Raw genomic sequence first — 18647 nt, 5'->3', positions numbered from 1 at the left:
TTTTATTTTTAAAATCTGGTTATACGCAGTAGTTTACATAATGTAAGATACAAATAATTTGTATATAAAAACAAAATTATGAAACATAAACATACAGAAGGATTACAGTGTTCGTGTTGTAGTCCATTATGGAAAATGCTATTACCCAATACAAATGGGATGGCTATTATGACTGATAAAAACAATGAATTAGAAAAACATCCATCTTGTAAAAATCTTATTTTTCGTACTGGAGTAAAAGAAGATAGTACAGGTAGTAAGCAAGTTGGATACATTCAAACCCTAGAAGGAGGAAAAGATGTAATGGTAGAAGCCATTGCCATATCTGAAGGTAAAATTGTTGCAACAGGGTCTTACAAAACTGTTGTCGCACAAATGCCACCAGGAACTTCGGAAAGAATTATTGATGGCGGAAAAATTTTATTACCTGGATTTATTGAACCACATCTTCACATTATATCCTCCGCGGTTTTTAAAAAAGCTACGGATGTTAGTCCTTTTAGCGGGCAAGATTTAAGATCCAGCATAGCTGAAACAGAAGAAGGTAAGTACAGTCGAAGGTGGGTATTAGAAGAGCTAAAAAAGAAAGTAACAAACGACAAGAATGTATGGATTATTGGTAGAAATGTTGATCCTGCTTTATTTGAGGGCTCAGATAAAGAGTTTAATGCAAAAATTTTAGATCTAGTATCAACTATACAACCTGTTTTTATCTTGAATTCTTCTATGCATTTGGCATACATTAATACTGTTGCAGTAACATTATTGAAGATTCAAATACCTAAAATAAACACTAATGGTGTTTTAAAAGAAGTTGAAGGAATTGAGCCTGTTTTAGCAGTTGTGGCCAAAAGTTTACATATAGATCCCATTCTTGCTTTAGAAAAATTAGCAGAGGAAGTTAAAGAAATCTTTAAAGAAGCCAGTAGAAGAGGAGTTACTTATATGTTTGATTGTGGAATAGAGCCTTATGATAACAGCCCTAACAGAGAAGTATTAAATCTTAATCAGCCCCTTTTTTTAGATTTTTTAGCCCATCAAAAAAGTTGTCCCGTTCGTATAGGTGGTGCTTTAGTAGCACTGTCATTAGAGAAATTCAATACTGTTATTGAGGGGAAATACAAACCTAATAAAGGTAACAATAAGTTCAACTTGGCATATATTAAACTCATTGGTGATGGTTCTAACCAAGGACTTACAGGTTATTAGTATACGCCTTATGCTTGCGATGCAAATTATAAACCTTATGATATGGTTTGCTGTCACAGCCAAAACAATACTGGAGTGTTTAATTTTGGTTATCCACTAGAGTTTAATGCTTTGGTTAGTAAAGCGAAAGTAAATAACTGGCCAGTGATGATTCATGCCAACGGGGATCATGCTATAGATCGAACAATCAATGCGTTTAAATTTGCAGGAATAAATAAAAGCACTATAAATATTAGAAGAGACCGAATAGAACATGCTTCTTTATTGACAGATAAAAATTTGAAGGACATGCAAGAATTAGGGCTTTCTCCAAGTTTTTTAATAGGACACGTAGGTTATTGGGGGTGGGTTTTTCAGCAAACCATTTTTGGAAAAGAAAAAGTAAATCTTCTTGATAGATGCCAAACCGCTTTAGAGAATGGCATGCGAATAACTCTTCATAGCGATAATAGTGTTACTCCATTGGGACCATTGCGTATGATGGAACAGTCAATTGCAAGAGTGATTGAAGGTACTCCTAAAAAAACAGATTATCAGGTACTTAACGAAGTGGAGTGTATTACAAGATTTCAGGCATTAAAAGCTATGACTTACGATGCTGCTTGGCAATGTCATGCAGATCAATGGGTAGGCTCATTAGAAGTAGGGAAATGTGCCGACTTTGTAATCTTATCAGAATCACCTTTAACTTACTTCAATAAAGAAGGGTTGAATTCTGTTGCAGGGATGCGAAATATACCTGTGTTAGAAACATGGAAAGATGGGGAAAAGGTGATGGACATACAAGGAGATTTATAATCTTTTTGACAGTTAACGTTGCTGTACCAAATATGGAAAAATATAAGCTATTTAAAATTATAAGACACTAGGCAAATCCAAATACTATGGAGGAACATTTATCCAATCAAATCAGTCAAGACAGCCAAACATATCTTAATGTCTTAACTGCTCAACTTAAAATTTACAATAACACAAATCAAGTCTTAACTAAAACAAAAGATTTAGAGAAGAATAAGTATTACTTAGATTTTCCTGAAAAAATTGATGCCCATAGTGAGGTAAAATTATGTCTTAAAAATGAAGTAAAATATAAGAAAATAGATATCTCTGTTTATTATCAAAATGAATACGGTACTGTTGAACTTAAAATATACAAGACCTCTAATCTATTTGAATCTAGAGTTAGTGTTATTGTAAAAAATGATTTGATAGGTGATGTTATACTTCTAAAGAATACAAAATTCGAATTAGATACAAAAGTGCTTATAGCCGAGAGTCTTGTATCAGTTAATATGAGAAATGTGTATCATTTTCTGAATGAACTGAAAGAACATATTAACAGAGATCAAATAGAAATGGGGGGAGGCAATTTGTTTGATATGATTAGTTACGCAAAAGCATGTCAAATTTTTAATACAAGGTTACAGCTTAGGCCTTTTGCCATTATTTATTGTATTTCAACCGAAGAAGTTCAGCGGGTTTACAAGGGAGCGATGAGTAATAATTTAGCAATCCGAGTAAGGTCAGGAGGACATGATCATGAAGGTGAATGCTCGGGAACCGATACTATTTTGATTGATTTATCAAGAATGAATATGGTAGAAGTTGATAAGAAGAGTGGAGTTGCGACTATTGGACCTGGTAATCGATTTGAAAGATTGACCACTTTATTGGCAGAGCAGCAAGTAATGATTCCGCATGGAACTTGTGCAACTGTTGGAATTGCAGGTTTTACATTTGGGGGTGGATGGGGGCCTTGGACACGCTCAAAAGGAATGTGTTGTGAGCGATTGGTAGGCGCAACAATCGTACTTGGCGACGGGAGTATTAAAGAATTGTCAGAAGATGGTGATCTCCAAGCCAGAGAATTATTATGGGCATTAAAAGGTGGAGGTGGTTTTAGTTATGGTATAGTGACTGAGCTAAAATTACAAACTTTTGAACTGCCAAGCGAGCTTATTAGATTCGAGATAGAATGGAATAAATATGAAACTGACTTTGACACAGAACGATTAAAAATAGTGCACAAAAATAGGGTGCCAACGATACAATTCCTAAAAGAATGGGAAGATGTAATCAATGCAAATAGGAATTTAGAAAGTAATGCAAATTATTTGAATTTGAATAAAAAGTTAATCGGTACTAATTTGAAAATTTCAGCTATACCAGCTATTGAAAATTTTGATGCAAACACAGTGGTCCATAATTGCGTGATGTATGGTTATTGGGAAGGAAGTGCGAGCGATCTCTCCAAGTTTATTGAAAAGAGTTTCAAGAATCCACAAACCTACGATTTTATAATTACTGATATCGCAGGAAAGCAGGCAGGCAAAGCCTATGGAGCGAACATGATGAGTAACTGGGATAGAGAATCTTTTCATACTATAAAACAATTATTAAAAGGGGAAGTTCAAGGTAAATTATCAAAAAGCCGTCCTATATCTCCGGATTTAGAAAACCCCGCACCTCACAAAATCACTTCCTGCCTAGTAGATACTCAAGGTCTAGGGCCGAAGGGGCATGAAGCCTTGTTACGTAGCTTGACTTCTCCATTGATATTAGATGGAAATAGAGAGATGGGACTGTTTACTTACATCACTTTAGGTGCTATTTCGGGCATATTTTATCAAGATGAAACAAAAGAATTGGAAAGCGCATTTCCTTACAAAAACAAGCAATACACGATTCAATATCAAACCTGGTGGAACGAATCTTTGGAAAGAAAAGAAGAAGGGAAAAATAATTTTGTTTATGACAGAATCAATCAAGCATTAGATTGGATGCAAGTTTGTCGAGATTTTAATATTCCAAATACATCTGGTGCTTTCATTAGTTTTAAAGACAGTTCCATTCCTACAGAAGTTTATTTTGATACCAGTTATGAAAGATTAAAAGAGATTAAAAAGAAATATTCTAGAGATAGCCTCAATCATTTTAGAACCAGAAAAACAATTATTTAATAGTGAAAAGAGTCAGTATAGCTGTTTAAGACTTTGAGTAGAGTTAGAAAAGAAATATCTATTTCTTGATATTTGTCAATAATAATTCATAAGAAGAAATTCAAATTTGCATAAAAAATAAAAATGCTAAAAATCAAACTTTACCTAATTTTAATCATCTCCATTATAGTTGCTATTCCTATTATTAATTCTTGTTGTAGCACTTTAACAATCCCTAAAATACCTTTGGAAAGAACATTAAATTCTCAAACCGTTAATAAGAATATACAATTTTCTATTATTGAAACCGGAACTGTCATTACGCAAAAAGCATTTGCGTTTAAAGGAGGAAGTCTTTTTAAAAATCATAAAATAGTACATATGCGGTTTGGGTAAAACATACAAAAGGAAGTTTTCTATTTGACACAGGGCTTGGAGAATCGTAACTTAATTGAACTGCTTTCTCTTTGAAAATGCAGTCGTAATTTTTAAGATTTTCTTTCATGCTTTAAAGTTAAGATTTTGTCCTTAATTAGGACTCCACGCTAAGTTAGCACATCCAGTTGTTAGTTGTATGTTTGTAATGAATTTTAGAGAAGGGAGAGGTGAGTATTAACTGTTGTAGGAATTACTAAAACCCTCTGAATACTATAATAATTTTTGGCTTTTTCTTTTCTTGAAATTTAAAAATTGTTAAAAAATCCCATACTAGGCAGTATAGGACTTTTCGATTAAATTCAAATCTTCCAAATTTAAATTTGTTTAGGGGCAAAACTACAGTAAATATAGTGAAATTAATTTATGGTTTTAAAAAAAGTATTGTAATTGTATCAAGATCGATGAAGTTACTGCTTTATTTAATACATAAGTAACTTAATATTTTATTCAATCAATAAATAATAGTGTGTGCTATGTTTGGGGAAAGATTGATTTTAAAACAGTTGACAGCAACAGTAATTTTCAATTCAGACTTGATCAATCAAAATTATAGTTATTATTAGTTACAATAGGTGTTATTTTTTTAGTAATATTTGAACTTAAGTCTGTTAACTTTTGATCTTCCACAAAAAAAAACATTTTCCTAATTTTTAGACACCTTTTTGAGTTCATTTATACTGCTCACTTTGTCCAGAATATCCGCACTATGAACATAATTACTTGGTTCTTTTGAATCTTTATATGTGGTTGCAAAACAACTTTTGGTGCAATACTGTAAATACTATCTCTATTACCAGTTACAAAATACCATTTATTAGATATTCTGTCACTTTAGTATAAGCTTTAAGTCTTTCGACAGTATCGTGTTCTGAGTCTATAGTGTGTGATAGGAATAGTATGTTTGAATTGTTTTTGTAAATTCTATAAACACTTGTTAGCGGTTCGTTCTTTTTTATGTTTGATTTCATCATCAAATACATTATTGGATTCTAACTCAATCATTAGTATTGAAATTCAGGAAAATGTTTTAATGTTTTTTGGATTTCAAAGTCGTGTGCAGGTATAACTACTAAATTTGTATCTAATTTCATTAAGGTATGTATCTTTATAATGGTTGTATCTAGTTTATTTTTATCGTAGTCAACTAATTTACTTGGTATTCTATTTTTGGATGATGGTCTTTTAAAACCTTCAATAGCCCAAGTGACATCACCTGTAAAAAAGTATCTTTTTTGCCCATTGATAAACATTCCTATTGAACCAAGCGTATGTCCAGGCAGTTTTACAAAAATCACACTTCCGTCGCCAAAAAAATCGCAAGATTCTTCAAAAAATTCGTATTTATTTTTTTCAAAATTAAGAAATTTCCATTTTGTAGATTTGTTGTTATATTGAGATTTTATAAATGCTGGCGAAAAGGCTTTGTTTGATTGTGCAAATTTTAGCTCTTCTTCAGTAGTATAAATATCCGAATTTGGAAAGTCATTAATCCCACTTGCGTGATCCCAATGCAAATGGGATAAAATAATAGTTCTTATTGAATTATTATTTAACCCATTTAATAATAATTGTTCTTTGACACTTTGTCCCTTTTTATACTTAAACATTAGTTTATGAAAGAACGACATTCCCTTATCAAATTGAATATTAATACTATCTCCAAGTCCTGTGTCAAATAAAAAATCGCCATTAGGGTGTTTGACCCAAACAGAAATATGTACTATTTTAAGGTTTTCAAACAAGCTACCACCTTTAAACGCAAACGCCTTTTGTGTTTTTGCTGTTCCTGTTTCAATGATTGAAAACTGTACTTTATTATTTGTCCTTGTATTAAAAGCCCTATTTGTTTCTATTTTAGAAACCTCTAAAATACTATTACAAGAGTTTATGGATAGAATTGATACAAAGACTGAAGCCATTACGATGAGAGAAAGTGTATTTTTTTTCATTTTGCTTTTTTTTTAGCAAAATTGCAGTACATTTCACTGCTTGGCATTGACAAATGTCAAGAAATAGAAATTTCTTTTCTTACCCTGCTCAATGTTTCCGGAGTAATGCCCAAATAACTTGCGATATGTAGTTGTGGAACTCTTTGGACAATTTTTTTTTCATATTTTTCAATAAAATATAGATACTTCTCTTTTGCTGATTTTGACTGTAAGTAAATCATCCTTTCTAATACACATAAATAGTTTTGTTCTGCTAAAATTTTTCCAAATTTTTCAAATTTAGGATAGCTTTCGTATAGATTGTTTAATTGTTCAAATGTAATTGAATACAATGTACTTGACTCAAGAGCTTCTAAATATTGGATTGATGGTGTTTGTGTGATATAGCTAGAAAAGGAAGTTATAAATTGTCCATTACAAGCAAAATAGGTATTTATTTCTTTCCCATCAGATAAGAAGTAAGTTCTCAATAAACCTGATTTTACAAAATATAGCTTTGAAACTTTTTGATTAATCTTTATAATTATGGTATTTGTTTTAATCTCTTCTACCTCCAATTTAGATTTAATTAAGTCAAACTCTTCATCAGCCAAACTCATAAATTGACTTAAACTTTGTCGAATATCATTCATTAATTTTTATTCTTTATTATTTTTTTACTTCCGTCTAATATATGTGTAACTAAACAAACGTTAATTATAAAATCTTAATTGATAACTCGTTTTCAGTTCTTTAGGTTCAAGATTTATTATTTTATTCTTTTTTGTACCTGAATTATTCATCATTTAAAGATTTAATCCTTTTTTCGTGCAATTTGGCTAGTCAATTTAAGATAGTCTGGTTAAATATTTTTTTATTTCTAAGAACACACATTAGCCTAATGGTAGAGACAAATCTATAAAATCTATATCAAACTGAAAGATATCTGGTGTTATTTATATTGTACTGGTAGATAAATTTGGCCATACAGTAGATTTTCTTTTGACCAGAAAAAGACAGAGAATGAGTACTCAGTTGTTTCTAATTAAAGCAATTAGTCATAACTACAAACCAGAGTAATAAACATTGATAAAAGTGATTGTAATACTGCCGCTATCAAAGTTTATAACAAACGCTCATTCACAAAGATTAAGATTCGACAGTGTAAAATATCTCAATAATATCGTTGAGTAGGACTATCGTTTTATAAAATGGAGGGTACAAAATGGTTTGGGTTTCAAAAATTTTGAATCTGCGAAAAGAACCTTGGGTGGGATCGAGGTTATACATATGTTGAGAAAGAATCAGATGTTTAAGCCTGAAAAAATTATGTTTAAATCATTTTGCAAATTGGCTGCATAATTTTCGGACCTCTGATTTTTCTTAGATTTATATTGCGGATGTGACAGAATCTTATTAAAACATCGGATTTTAACTTTAGGAATGTCAAAATTATTTAAAACTTTTCTTATTTTTATAAAAAAATAGGATATGTTTTAGTTTTACTTGAAAATAAAAATCTGTCTAATATGTATAAACCTGAAGTTCCTAAAAATGAAGCTTTTAGATTCGAAGCATTAAGCAGTTATAATATACTAGATACCCTCCCAGAAGAAGAGTATGATTCCTTAACCAAAATAGCGGCCCAAATTTGTGACGCCCCTATTGCATTGGTAACATTAATAGATCAGAATCGACAATGGTTCAAATCACATCATGGTTTAGATGTAACCGAAACACCGAGAGATTTTGCTTTTTGTGCACATGCAATAAATACGCCTAATGAACTTTTTATTATTCCAGATGCCTCTAAAGACCAAAGATTTCATGATAATCCATTAAGTATAAATGCTCCGAACGTAATATTTTATGCAGGTGCTCCTTTAAACACCAAGGACGGTTATTCATTAGGTACTCTCTGTGTTATTGATAGCAAACCAAGAGAAGGTCTTACATATAGTCAGCAAGAATCATTAAAGGCATTGGCAAACCAAGTGATTTCTCTATTTGAACTTCATAAAAAAAATAAATTTTTGGAAGATTTGAATGATGAGATTATGAAAAAAAATATACGGTTGAGCCAATTTGCTCATCGTCTTAGTCATGATTTAAAAGTTCCAATTCGAGGTGTAAATTCGTTATTAATTTTTATAAAAGAAGATTATAATACACTCATCAAAAACACAGAGATAGAGGCCTGGATTGATTTGATTTATTCTAGAAATGAATACATGGATTTCTTGATTAATGGCATTTTAGAATATACGAAAGTTAGTAACGATCAAATTCATTTTGAAGATTTTAATGTCGAAAGTATTATTCAATATATAGTTGATAATGGTGCTTTATATGTTCCAACTTATATTCACTATAGGAATTGTAATACCATAATAAGGCATTCAAAAATAGGTTTTGTTCAAATTATTCAAAATCTTTTATCAAATACAGTAAAACATACTGATAAACAGGAATGTAATGTTTGGATATCACTAACAGAAAATGAAACTAGTTGTTTTTTTGTCTATGAAGATGATGGACCAGGCATACCAGAAGAATACTGGGAAAAAGTATTTGAATTATTTGAAACGGTTAGTTCAAAATATGAGAAGAATGCCGGTATTGGCTTGTCAACAATAAAAGCCATAATAGATAGAGTAGGAGGTACTATCTATTTGAAGAATAGAGAAGCCAATAAAAAAGGTGCTTGTTTTTGTTTTACTTTACCCAAAGAGTACAACTGCTAAATTCTATACAGATCATAAAAGATTAGGATGGAATTTTTGTCGCAACGTTTTATGCGTCTATAATAAGCATTTATGTTTTTTTCTTTAATGAAAGTAGAATAGAAAATGTTTTTGTAGTAGAAAAATAGCACTTCACTAGAATTACATCACCTTTACTGATTTTAATTGGCATAAAAACTTAGGGATTTTGGAAAAAAAGGGGTGTCATATTTTTGGTACTTAGGAAGTTTTTTTTGAAAAGGTAGGCGATTTCAAAATTGATTTTTGTAAAGAAAAAGTCAACAAAAAATGGCAACGTAATTCTGGAAGTTGCTGCAATAATGGAACAATATTTTAGACGAGTTCACAAAAAGATCTTGTTTGATATTCTAACTTGTTATAATTAATATCGGTTTTGGTACTTATAAAATTTCAAAAATGATATTCAATCACTATTGAGTGCGAAAAAATATTGAGGTTTAAAATTGTTTTAATTTTATTTTTATAATGGATTACCTGCATAAATACTATTCACCGACACTTTTTTTCCAGTTGTCTACACTTTGTTATGATTTGACGAAAAAGAATCTTTACTCTTACGTTAATGAAATACATTTGAAATTGAATAAGTATGCATTAAAATTTAAATAATAAGAAAAATGGCAAAATCATTAAATATACTATTAATAGAAGATGATGTAATTGAAGTGATGAAATTCAATAGAGTGCTAAAAAGTTTAGAACTCAATCATCGAATCATCGAAGCAGATAATGGTGAGGAAGCGGTTAATGTATTGAAAATGAAAGAAATAATTCCGGATATTATTGTTTTAGACCTCAATATGCCTAAATTAAACGGAATCGAGTTTTTGACTATCTTAAAAGCGGATGATGTGTTAAAATACATACCAGCAATTATCTTAACGACTTCTAACAATCATAGGGATGTTATGGAGTGTTATAAAATAGGTATTGCGGGCTATGTTTTAAAACCACTTAAATATGAGGATTATGTAGATAGAATAAAAAAACTACTTGATTATTGGAGTACAAATGAATTAATTTCGCAGTAAAAAAATATCACGATTTTTTAAATTTAGTCTTATAGAAAAAAAAATAACGTTTTTTGTTAATCTGCTTTTTTTTAATTGAAAACGATTTGAAATTTAAATATTTAATATTTTAATAAAAATAGCACTCCTGAAGTACAATTCTGGTAAAAACGAGTAATTAGAGTTTGAGGTCGTTTTAGTAGTTGGCTTAGCTGTTTTCTGGTGTTAAAAACATTCCAAATAGGATAGTGTTGCGAGGATTAGATTATGTACAAATAAAATTTTAAAATTAAAGGAGGTAGAGGTATGGAAAATTCTCAATTTCATTTTGATAGTGAGACATTCAATAGGTTTTTCCCTTTTTATGTTCTGCTCGATCAAAACTTACTTATCCAAGATAGAGGTAGAAGTTTAATCAAAATTCTTCCTGACTTAAAAAGCAATGACTATTTTTTGTATTCATTTGCCATCACCAAACCATTTTTGGAAGAGCTAAACAGTGACAACTTTTATAAGATCACAAATCAATTGGTCATAATCAAATCACTCAGGAATGAAATCTTGCTCCGAGGGCAATTTGAAAAATATGGTAATGGCTATTTGTTTTTAGGCAGTAATTGGCTTACTTCTGATAAAAATTTTGAAGAAAAAAAACTCTCTCTTTATGATTTTGCTCAGCACGATGCATCATTAGATTTATTTGATTTAATGTACAATCGTGATAAGTCTGATGCCGCATTACAAAAGTCTTTGACTATAATACATCACGAGGAAAATGAATTAAAAGTGGACAATAAGGAAATTGATGATAGAGAACTATTTCCTACTCAAAATCAGGATCTATTAATTCGGATTGATTTTGAGGGGCATTTATTAAAAATGAATCCAGCAACTCAGAATTTAAAAAGACTTACATACCATGGAATTAATTATGAAATTAAGGATTTTTTCAAGTTCATCGTCCATAAAATAGATAAAACAAAAAAAAGATGGATGTTTGAAGCGGAGAGTAATGGTAAGTGTTACTCCTTTGTTTGTAAAAGTATGCAGGAACAGTACTATGTGAAGATCTATGGACGTGATATTACAGAACAAAAAAGAAATCATGAGGAGCTAAATAAGCTGTCCATGGTAGCAAAAACAAATAAAAATGGCATTTTATTTACATATCCGGATGGAAAGATATTTTGGTGTAATGATGCTTATCTTAAATTGACAGGATATGAGAAAGATGAAATTATTGGTAAAACACCTTTAGAGGTAGGTTCAGATCCTTTATCGGATAAAGAGGAAATCCGTAGAATGATCAGTGCTTTTTACGATGGAAATGCTTTTGAGGTAGAAATTTTGCATGCTAGAAAAAATGGAAGTACTTTTTGGTCTAAAACGGTCGGACAGCCCATTCTAGATCCCTCCAAAAAAGTGATTCAATATTTTGCAATGATTGAGGATATTTCAGAAGTCAAGCAAAAAGAAGAACAACTTTTATTACTGTCCTCGATAGCTGATAAAAATATAAGTGCAGTCATTATTTGTGACAAGTCAGGTAAAATAGAGTGGATCAATAGTAGTTTTACCAAAATGACTGGTTATTCTAAGGAAGAATTGATTGGTCAGAGTCCAGGTCATTTATTGCAAGGAGAAGCAACTAATCCAGACACCATTACCTATTTAAAAAATCAAATAAAACAAGGACTTCCTTTCACTTGTGAAATCTTAAATTATACAAAATTTAAAGAAAAATATTGGGTTAGAGTGCAGGGACAGGCACTGCATAACAAACACGGAGAAGTGATTAAGTATTTTGCTATTGAAGAAAATATAAGTCAGGAAAAAGAATTCAATCAACAGCTTATAGATTCTGAGAATCGTTTGACTTCGTTAATTACCAATCTTCAATCTGGTATTTTATTAGAAGATGAGGATAGAAAGGTTCTAATTGCCAATAAACGCTTTTGTGATTTATTTGATTTTAAAGGAGAACCAGAAGAGATGATAGGTTTTGATTCAAAAATGGCCACTGAGGAAAATAAATACTTTTTTAAAAGACCAGATGAGTTTATTGAAAGAGTTGAAGAAATTTTAAGAAACAAAAAAAATGTATTTTCTGAAGAAATTGAACTGGCCGATGGACGCGTGTATGAAAGAAGCTTTATTACTATATCTAAAGGGAACAAAAATGACGGTCATTTATGGAGCTTTGAAGACATTACAATTAAAAAAAAGTATAAAGAAAGCCTGGAAGCAGAAAAAGAAAAATATCGAAATATTATTGCCAATATGAATATGGGTTTATTGGAAGTAGATAAGGATGATATAATACAATTGGCTAATCAGTGCTTTTGTGATATGAGCGGTTTTTCTTTGATTGATTTGTTAGGCAACAAAGCATCTGAAATTTTGCTGCATCCTGAAGATAAAAAATTAGTTACTTTTAAAAATAAAGAGCGTATTAATGGGAAGTCAGATTCTTATGAAGTAGCCTCTATTAATAAGAAAGGAGAAACAAGGCATTGGCTAATTAGTGGTGCGCCCAATTACAATGTCAATGGTGAAGTAATTGGTTCAATAGGAATACATCTAGACATAACTAAACAAAAAAACCTGGAATTACAAAAAGAGGAGTTGCTTAAAAAATTAGAAAAACAGAATGAGCAGCTCAATGATTATGCTCAAATTGTATCACATGATTTAAAGTCACCGCTGCAAAGTATACATTCTCTGGTTACATGGATCAAAGAGGACAGTGATAAAGAGTTTAATGCACAAACAGTTAAATATCTCAATATGATAGAAGACAAAGTGGAGAAAATGGATCATTTGATTGAAGGAATTCTAACATATTCTAAAGTAGATGATATAGAAATGATTACTGAAAGCATCAATTTGAATCTTGAAATAAGTAAAATAATTGATATTATTCATATACCAAAAAACATTCAGGTTTTGGTAAAAAATGAACTGCCAACAATTAAGGCAGAACGATTTAGAATGCAACAATTGTTTTTAAATATTATAAGCAACGCGGTAAATTATATTGACAAGCCTCTGGGAATTATTGAAATAAGTTGGGAAGAGGAAAAAAAGTACTATGTTTTTGCAATTAAAGACAATGGACCCGGTATTGCTCTGAAGAATCAGGAAAAAATTTTTAAAATGTTTCAATCTTTTAGTTCTAATAAAAGATCAACAGGTATTGGATTGTCTATTGTAAAAAAAATAGTCAAAAATTACAACGGAAAAATTTGGATTGAAAGTGAACTTACTAAAGGTACAACCTTCTTTATTAAATTACCAAAATAGAAACTATGAAAATAATTCAAGCGTATAAAAAAAAGAATAAAAATTGGGAGTATCTGAAAAAGGAAGGGGAATTAAAAAATCCACTTGTACTTGTTTTCGGAAACAGAATGCAATTAGAACGTCTGGAAGTCATTGAAGCGATTAGAAAGGAGTTTCCTTACGAACATCTGGTATTTGGTTCTACAGCAGGCGAAATTATCGATGCAAATGTATTTGATGATTCTATCGTAGTTACTGCTATAGAGTTTGAAAAAAGCAGCTTTGAAATTAGAACGGATAATATTTTTAATTACAAAAAAAATGCGAATACTTTAGGGGATTCTCTTTATCAACAGATACCGAAAAAAAATTTAAAGCATTTATTTGTACTTTCAGAAGGAAGTTTCGTAAACGGAAGTTCGCTTATTGAGGGGTTTGAAAATTGTATTCAAAATAAAGTTTCTATCTCGGGCGGTATGTGTGGAGATGACGCGAAATTTGAGAAAACGTTGGCTTCTTACAAAGAAAATCCAAAAGAAGGAGAAGTTGTTTTAATTGGATTTTATGGCGAGACTTTAGAAATTTCGTTTTCGAGTTTTGGAGGATGGAGCTCTTTTGGTCCCGAAAGAATTATTACCCGATCAGAAGCCAATGTATTGTATGAGATAGATGGACAACCTGCTTTGGATTTGTATAAAAAATACTTAGGAGACAAAGCCAATCAGTTGCCGCAAGCTTCTTTGTTGTACCCTTTAAACGTTACTCCTGAAGGCAAATTGCAAGCTGTTGTTCGTACCATTTTAAATATTAATAATGATGATCAGTCCATGATTTTAGCTGGAGATGCGCCCGAGAATGCCAAAGTACAGCTCATGATGGCTTCAGTAGATGCTATCGCAGAGGGAGCATCTCAAGCGGCCATTTTAGCAATGAAAAATAGAAAGAATCATCCACAACTTGCTTTACTAGTAAGTTGTGTGGGAAGAAAATTAGTTATGAATCAAAGGGTTGAAGAGGAAATAGAGCACGTTCAGGAAATAATAGGAAATAAAGTAGCGATTACTGGGTTTTACTCTTATGGCGAAATGGCTCCATTTAGCGATAATACTTTTTGCGAGTTGCATAACCAAACAATGACTTTAACTCTAATCAGTGAATAATGAATACGCTACTAAAAAGGCAAATTGTCAAATTTATAAACCCTGAGCATTTAAAAGATTTAAAGTATTTTTTGCAGGCAGTCAATGAATCTTATGATAATCATGAGGATCAGATGAGTATGTTTCAACGTGCGATGAAAATTAGTTCCGATGAGCTTTTTGAAGCCAATAAAAAACTGCGAGAGGAAGCTAATAGTTTAAAAGAAATAAATTCAAATTTGACAGAGATTTTAAATTCTATGAATTTGGATGCCGAAAAATTGGGTAATGAAAAAGATTTTAATCAGTCTGATTTCTTAAAAAAGCAATCCATAGAAATTGTGGCAATGAACAAGCAAAGAGAAGAATTGTTGTTAAGTTTAGAGAACCAAAATAGAGAACTTAACGAGTATGCTCATGTAGTTTCTCACGATTTAAAAGCGCCACTCAGGAATATAGATACTCTTATTAATTGGGTTCTTGAGGATAATAAAGACCTAATGAGGCAAAGTTGTTTAAGTTCGCTTAATCAGGTATTACTTAATGTGGAAAAAATGGATTTGCTCATCAAAGGAATTTTAGATTATTCTACTGTAGACAAAGTAGAATCGGAAGAAAGGTTAATTGACTTTAATCTGGTGATTGACGAAATTAAGAGAGAAATTCATACTCCGAAAAATATTAAAATTTCAATAATTAATGATTTACCAAAAATAAAGGGAAATAGCTGGCGATTCAAGCAATTAATGCAAAATTTAATTGAAAATAGTATTCACTATAACAATAAGGCTCAAGGTCAAATTGAAATTGGCTGTACAGAAAAAGAGCAGGATTTTGAATTTTATATCAAAGACAATGGGGTAGGGATTGCTGAAAAATACCACGGCAAAATTTTTAAAATATTCACGAAATTAGAAAATAACAATCAAAATTCAGGAGTAGGGCTTTCTATAGTTAACAAAATTATAGAGTACTATAAAGGTTCGATCCGGCTTGAAAGTAAAGAAAACATTGGAACAACATTTTATTTTACCTTACCTAAAAACTATGGAGGAGCCTAATTTAAATTATATTGACCAACTTTGTGCAGAAGACGATGAGTTTAAGCAAAAAATTATTACTATTATTAAAAAAGAACTTCCGCTTGAAATAACCGCATACTATAAAAGTATCGAAAGCAAGAATTACAAACTTGCCTCAGAGGTTATTCATAAATTAAAACATAAAATATCTATTTTAGGTCTTGAAAAAAGCTACGATCTTGCACAAGAATATGAAAATCATTTATTAAAAAATGGCACATTTGAATCTGAAGGTGAATTTGCACGTATTTTACAGTTAATGCAAAGTTTTGTAAACGACTTGTAAAAAAAACATAGTTTTCTAATGGTATATTTATTATTAGCGGTTAAATAAATAGATGTATTATTATACCTTGCATTCTTATATATATTATGTAAAAAAACATGATAAAAAATAATCTTTAACTGTTTGTAATTAACACATTTCTCTAATAAAAAAAACTCAAAGCAAGTTTTTTTTGACTTGCTCTATATAGTATTGGTTGTAGTTTTTTTACCTGTAATGGAGTGCAATCTGGCCAATTTGCCCCATAATTTTTACTGAATCTTTAAATGATAATTTAGAACCATCCATATGAATCCATCTATTTAAAGGTTTCTCTAAAATTAATTCCTGAGTTTTTGCAGAACCATATATTTTTTTCATTCTCATGAAAATCTCTACATCAAAAATCCATTTTGTTACAAATTTTTCACTAAAAGTTTTTTCTATAATTTCTTTTGTCATTATTTTGGCTCCACATTGTGTATCATTAATTTTCATTCCAAGAATCTTTATGATAATATAATTTATGGTTTTACTGATCAGTACTCTTGCAGATTGTTTGGTAATGTCAGCTCCCATTCTTGAAATTCTCGAACCAAAAACTAATTTGTATTTAGAGTTATAGATAGTATCTGCCAAATCTTGAAAATCATCAAAATTGGTAGACAAATCGGCATCTAAAAAACCGATATAATCAAATTGATTTTGCTTAGCTAAGTGTAACATTCCGAGGCGAACAGCTTCAGCTTTTCCACCATTTTTTATGCAATCATATACACTAATATATTCTTCTTTCCCTTTTGTTAATTCATTTAAAACTGCTAATGTATTGTCTTTACTTCCGTCGTTCACAAAACACAAATGGTATCCTAAATTTTTATGTACAAAAGACTTAAATTCATCACTAGACAAACGGGTTTCTTCGTTATAGCACGGAATAACAACTCCAATACATTTGTTTTGGATATATCGCTCTTTCGAATTGGTTTTTTCTGTAACACTTTTTTCAATAGTAGAGCCAATTAACCTTTTTACTCTTGCGCCAATTTCGCTTAAACTCAAAGGCTTCTTCATGTAGTCATCAATGCCTAAATCAAAAGCTTTTATAATGACTTCTTCATCAGTATTACCAGATAGTACCATTACAGGTGTGCTGTCTTTTTTGATTTGCTTGATATATTTGACGACCTCCAAACCAGATCCACTTTCGTTCAAAGATTCCGCATTAGAAAGGTTAGACATATTAATGTCAACAATAATTAAATTTGGTTTTTCACTGTCATATCTTGCAATGGCATCCATTATATTGTCTGCACTGATAACTTCATATCCTGAACTGCTTAGTAATTTTTCTAAAGACAACAAAACCAATTGCTGATCATCTACTATTAGTATTTTCATAATATTCAATTTAAGTTTATTGTATTGATTTGAAACATTCTATATACATCATTATAATTTTATCCATTGAATGGGCACTCGCAGCCTGAAAATTCGCAATAGCTAATTCTTTTCTATAGGCATCGTTTGAAATAATTTTTTCGATGGCTACAGCTAAAGATTCTGCACTTTCGGGATTAAAAAATTCTCCTTTATACCCTTCATCTTTAATTAGCAAGGCCAAATCGCCCAAGTCAGGCATGATAACTGCTTTGCCATAGCTGCCCGCTTGGTGCAACACTCCAGAACTACCAGTAGTAGATGTATAAGGGAAAACCACAATTGTACTATCAGTAAAGATTCTTTCTACATCATTTTCATCAACATATCCGGTAAAAATAATTCCTTCAACATTTTTATATTTTTCTTGTAACGCCTCTAAATATCCAGCTGTGTTTGGACTATTTGTTCCAGCAATCACTACCTCTAATTTTTCTGGATTTGTTTTTCGAACAATTTCAACTGCTTCAATTAAAATTTCAACTTTTTTATAAGTTCCAAATTTTCCAAATGCCATAATTTGTTTGGGTCCGGATTTAATTTCAAAATTTGGATTTTTGACCGATTCGAATGTTCCATGTGGTATTAGTATTACATTTTGGCTATGGTATTTAACATTTAAAACATCCACATATTTATGAATAGTTACAGCAACTCTATTGGCTTTCAAAATGCATCTGGTAATGTTAGTTCCAATAAAATTATAAATCTTCTGCATGGATTTATTTTCTGTGAATCCCGCTTTTTTCAGATCAACCTGTTCTAATATATTGTGCAATAAAACCACTGTTTTATATCCAAAAAATCTCAAAATCATAGGTAACAATAATCCCAAGGCAGAAGGTATTTTTTTATCTCCAAATTTTACAAACTGAAGATTAAATAAAATTACATCTGGTTGTTCTTGTCGAACTGCATTAAGAATAGAAAAAATAGTGGTGTAACTGTTAAATCTCCAACATTCTTTAACTTTAACTTTTTCTTTTTGGTCAAAGTCTAATTGTTTCGCTTCAAGTGTTTTATCCGATAATAAAATTAATTCGGCTATTTCTGAGTTGTGAACAAAGTTTTTTACCAAATGATAACCATATTCATTTAGTGTAACTTTACTTGGTGGAAATGCAGTGACTAGAGCTACTTTCATGTTTTA

At 30.9% G+C, this 18647-nt stretch carries 12 protein-coding genes and 1 pseudogene; 9 read left to right on the top strand and 4 right to left on the bottom strand.

All coding sequences use genetic code 11. From position 1 onward, the window contains the following. Positions 1–78 precede the first annotated feature (78 nt). The 3 genes and pseudogenes from G3A47_RS23915 to G3A47_RS21945 all read left to right on the top strand — a co-directional run bounded on the left by G3A47_RS23915 (position 79) and on the right by G3A47_RS21945 (position 4544). A pseudogene (locus G3A47_RS23915) lies at positions 79–2007 on the top strand (amidohydrolase). Positions 2008–2093: 86 nt separating this feature from the next. Beyond that, a complete protein-coding gene (locus G3A47_RS21950) occupies positions 2094–4169 on the top strand; it encodes an FAD-dependent oxidoreductase (protein WP_166926333.1) in 2076 nt (691 codons plus the stop codon). Positions 4170–4292: 123 nt separating this feature from the next. After that, positions 4293–4544 carry a hypothetical protein gene (locus G3A47_RS21945; protein ID WP_070905716.1) on the top strand — a complete coding sequence of 84 codons (252 nt, stop codon included), beginning with the start codon at positions 4293–4295 and terminating at the stop codon, positions 4542–4544. A gap of 1043 nt (positions 4545–5587) precedes the next feature. On the opposite strand, the gene G3A47_RS21940 is transcribed toward G3A47_RS21945, so the two are convergent. Next, positions 5588–6535: an MBL fold metallo-hydrolase gene (locus G3A47_RS21940; RefSeq protein ID WP_166926331.1), complete on the bottom strand. Its 948-nt coding sequence runs from the start codon at positions 6533–6535 to the stop codon at positions 5588–5590. A gap of 56 nt (positions 6536–6591) precedes the next feature. Next, the gene (locus G3A47_RS21935) at positions 6592–7167 is read right to left on the bottom strand and encodes a Crp/Fnr family transcriptional regulator (RefSeq protein ID WP_070905718.1); all 576 of its coding nucleotides are present in this window, start codon (positions 7165–7167) and stop codon (positions 6592–6594) included. An 876-nt stretch (positions 7168–8043) separates the two neighbouring features. On the opposite strand from G3A47_RS21935, the gene G3A47_RS21930 reads away from it, so the two are divergent. From G3A47_RS21930 to G3A47_RS21905, 6 genes are all read left to right on the top strand, one after another. Beyond that, positions 8044–9258: a sensor histidine kinase gene (locus tag G3A47_RS21930; protein ID WP_070905734.1), complete on the top strand. Its 1215-nt coding sequence runs from the start codon at positions 8044–8046 to the stop codon at positions 9256–9258. 638 nt (positions 9259–9896) lie between these two features. Continuing rightward, complete coding sequence (locus tag G3A47_RS21925; RefSeq protein WP_070905719.1) at positions 9897–10310, top strand: response regulator; 414 nt, start codon at positions 9897–9899, stop codon at positions 10308–10310. 285 nt (positions 10311–10595) lie between these two features. After that, the gene (locus G3A47_RS21920) at positions 10596–13592 is read left to right on the top strand and encodes a PAS domain S-box protein (RefSeq protein WP_070905720.1); all 2997 of its coding nucleotides are present in this window, start codon (positions 10596–10598) and stop codon (positions 13590–13592) included. Positions 13593–13597: 5 nt separating this feature from the next. Continuing rightward, positions 13598–14731 (top strand): FIST signal transduction protein, encoded by a 1134-nt coding sequence (locus G3A47_RS21915; RefSeq protein WP_070905721.1) that lies wholly within the window; start codon positions 13598–13600, stop codon positions 14729–14731. Further along, complete coding sequence (locus tag G3A47_RS21910) at positions 14731–15771, top strand: sensor histidine kinase (protein WP_070905722.1); 1041 nt, start codon at positions 14731–14733, stop codon at positions 15769–15771. Before G3A47_RS21915 ends, G3A47_RS21910 begins: the two co-directional genes overlap by 1 nt. After that, positions 15758–16078 (top strand): histidine kinase, encoded by a 321-nt coding sequence (locus G3A47_RS21905; protein ID WP_070905723.1) that lies wholly within the window; start codon positions 15758–15760, stop codon positions 16076–16078. The genes G3A47_RS21910 and G3A47_RS21905 overlap by 14 nt, the downstream gene beginning before the upstream one ends. A gap of 207 nt (positions 16079–16285) precedes the next feature. Here the strand turns inward: G3A47_RS21905 and G3A47_RS21900 are convergent, their stop codons facing one another. Continuing rightward, on the bottom strand, positions 16286–17458 hold the full coding sequence (locus G3A47_RS21900) for a response regulator (protein WP_166926329.1): 1173 nt from the start codon (positions 17456–17458) through the stop codon (positions 16286–16288). A gap of 16 nt (positions 17459–17474) precedes the next feature. After that, positions 17475–18641 carry a glycosyltransferase gene (locus G3A47_RS21895; protein WP_070905725.1) on the bottom strand — a complete coding sequence of 389 codons (1167 nt, stop codon included), beginning with the start codon at positions 18639–18641 and terminating at the stop codon, positions 17475–17477. Positions 18642–18647 lie beyond the last annotated feature (6 nt).

The organism is Flavobacterium poyangense, assembly GCF_011751075.1.
Classification (GTDB): domain Bacteria; phylum Bacteroidota; class Bacteroidia; order Flavobacteriales; family Flavobacteriaceae; genus Flavobacterium; species Flavobacterium poyangense.
This window is presented reverse-complemented; position numbering and strand designations above follow the sequence as displayed.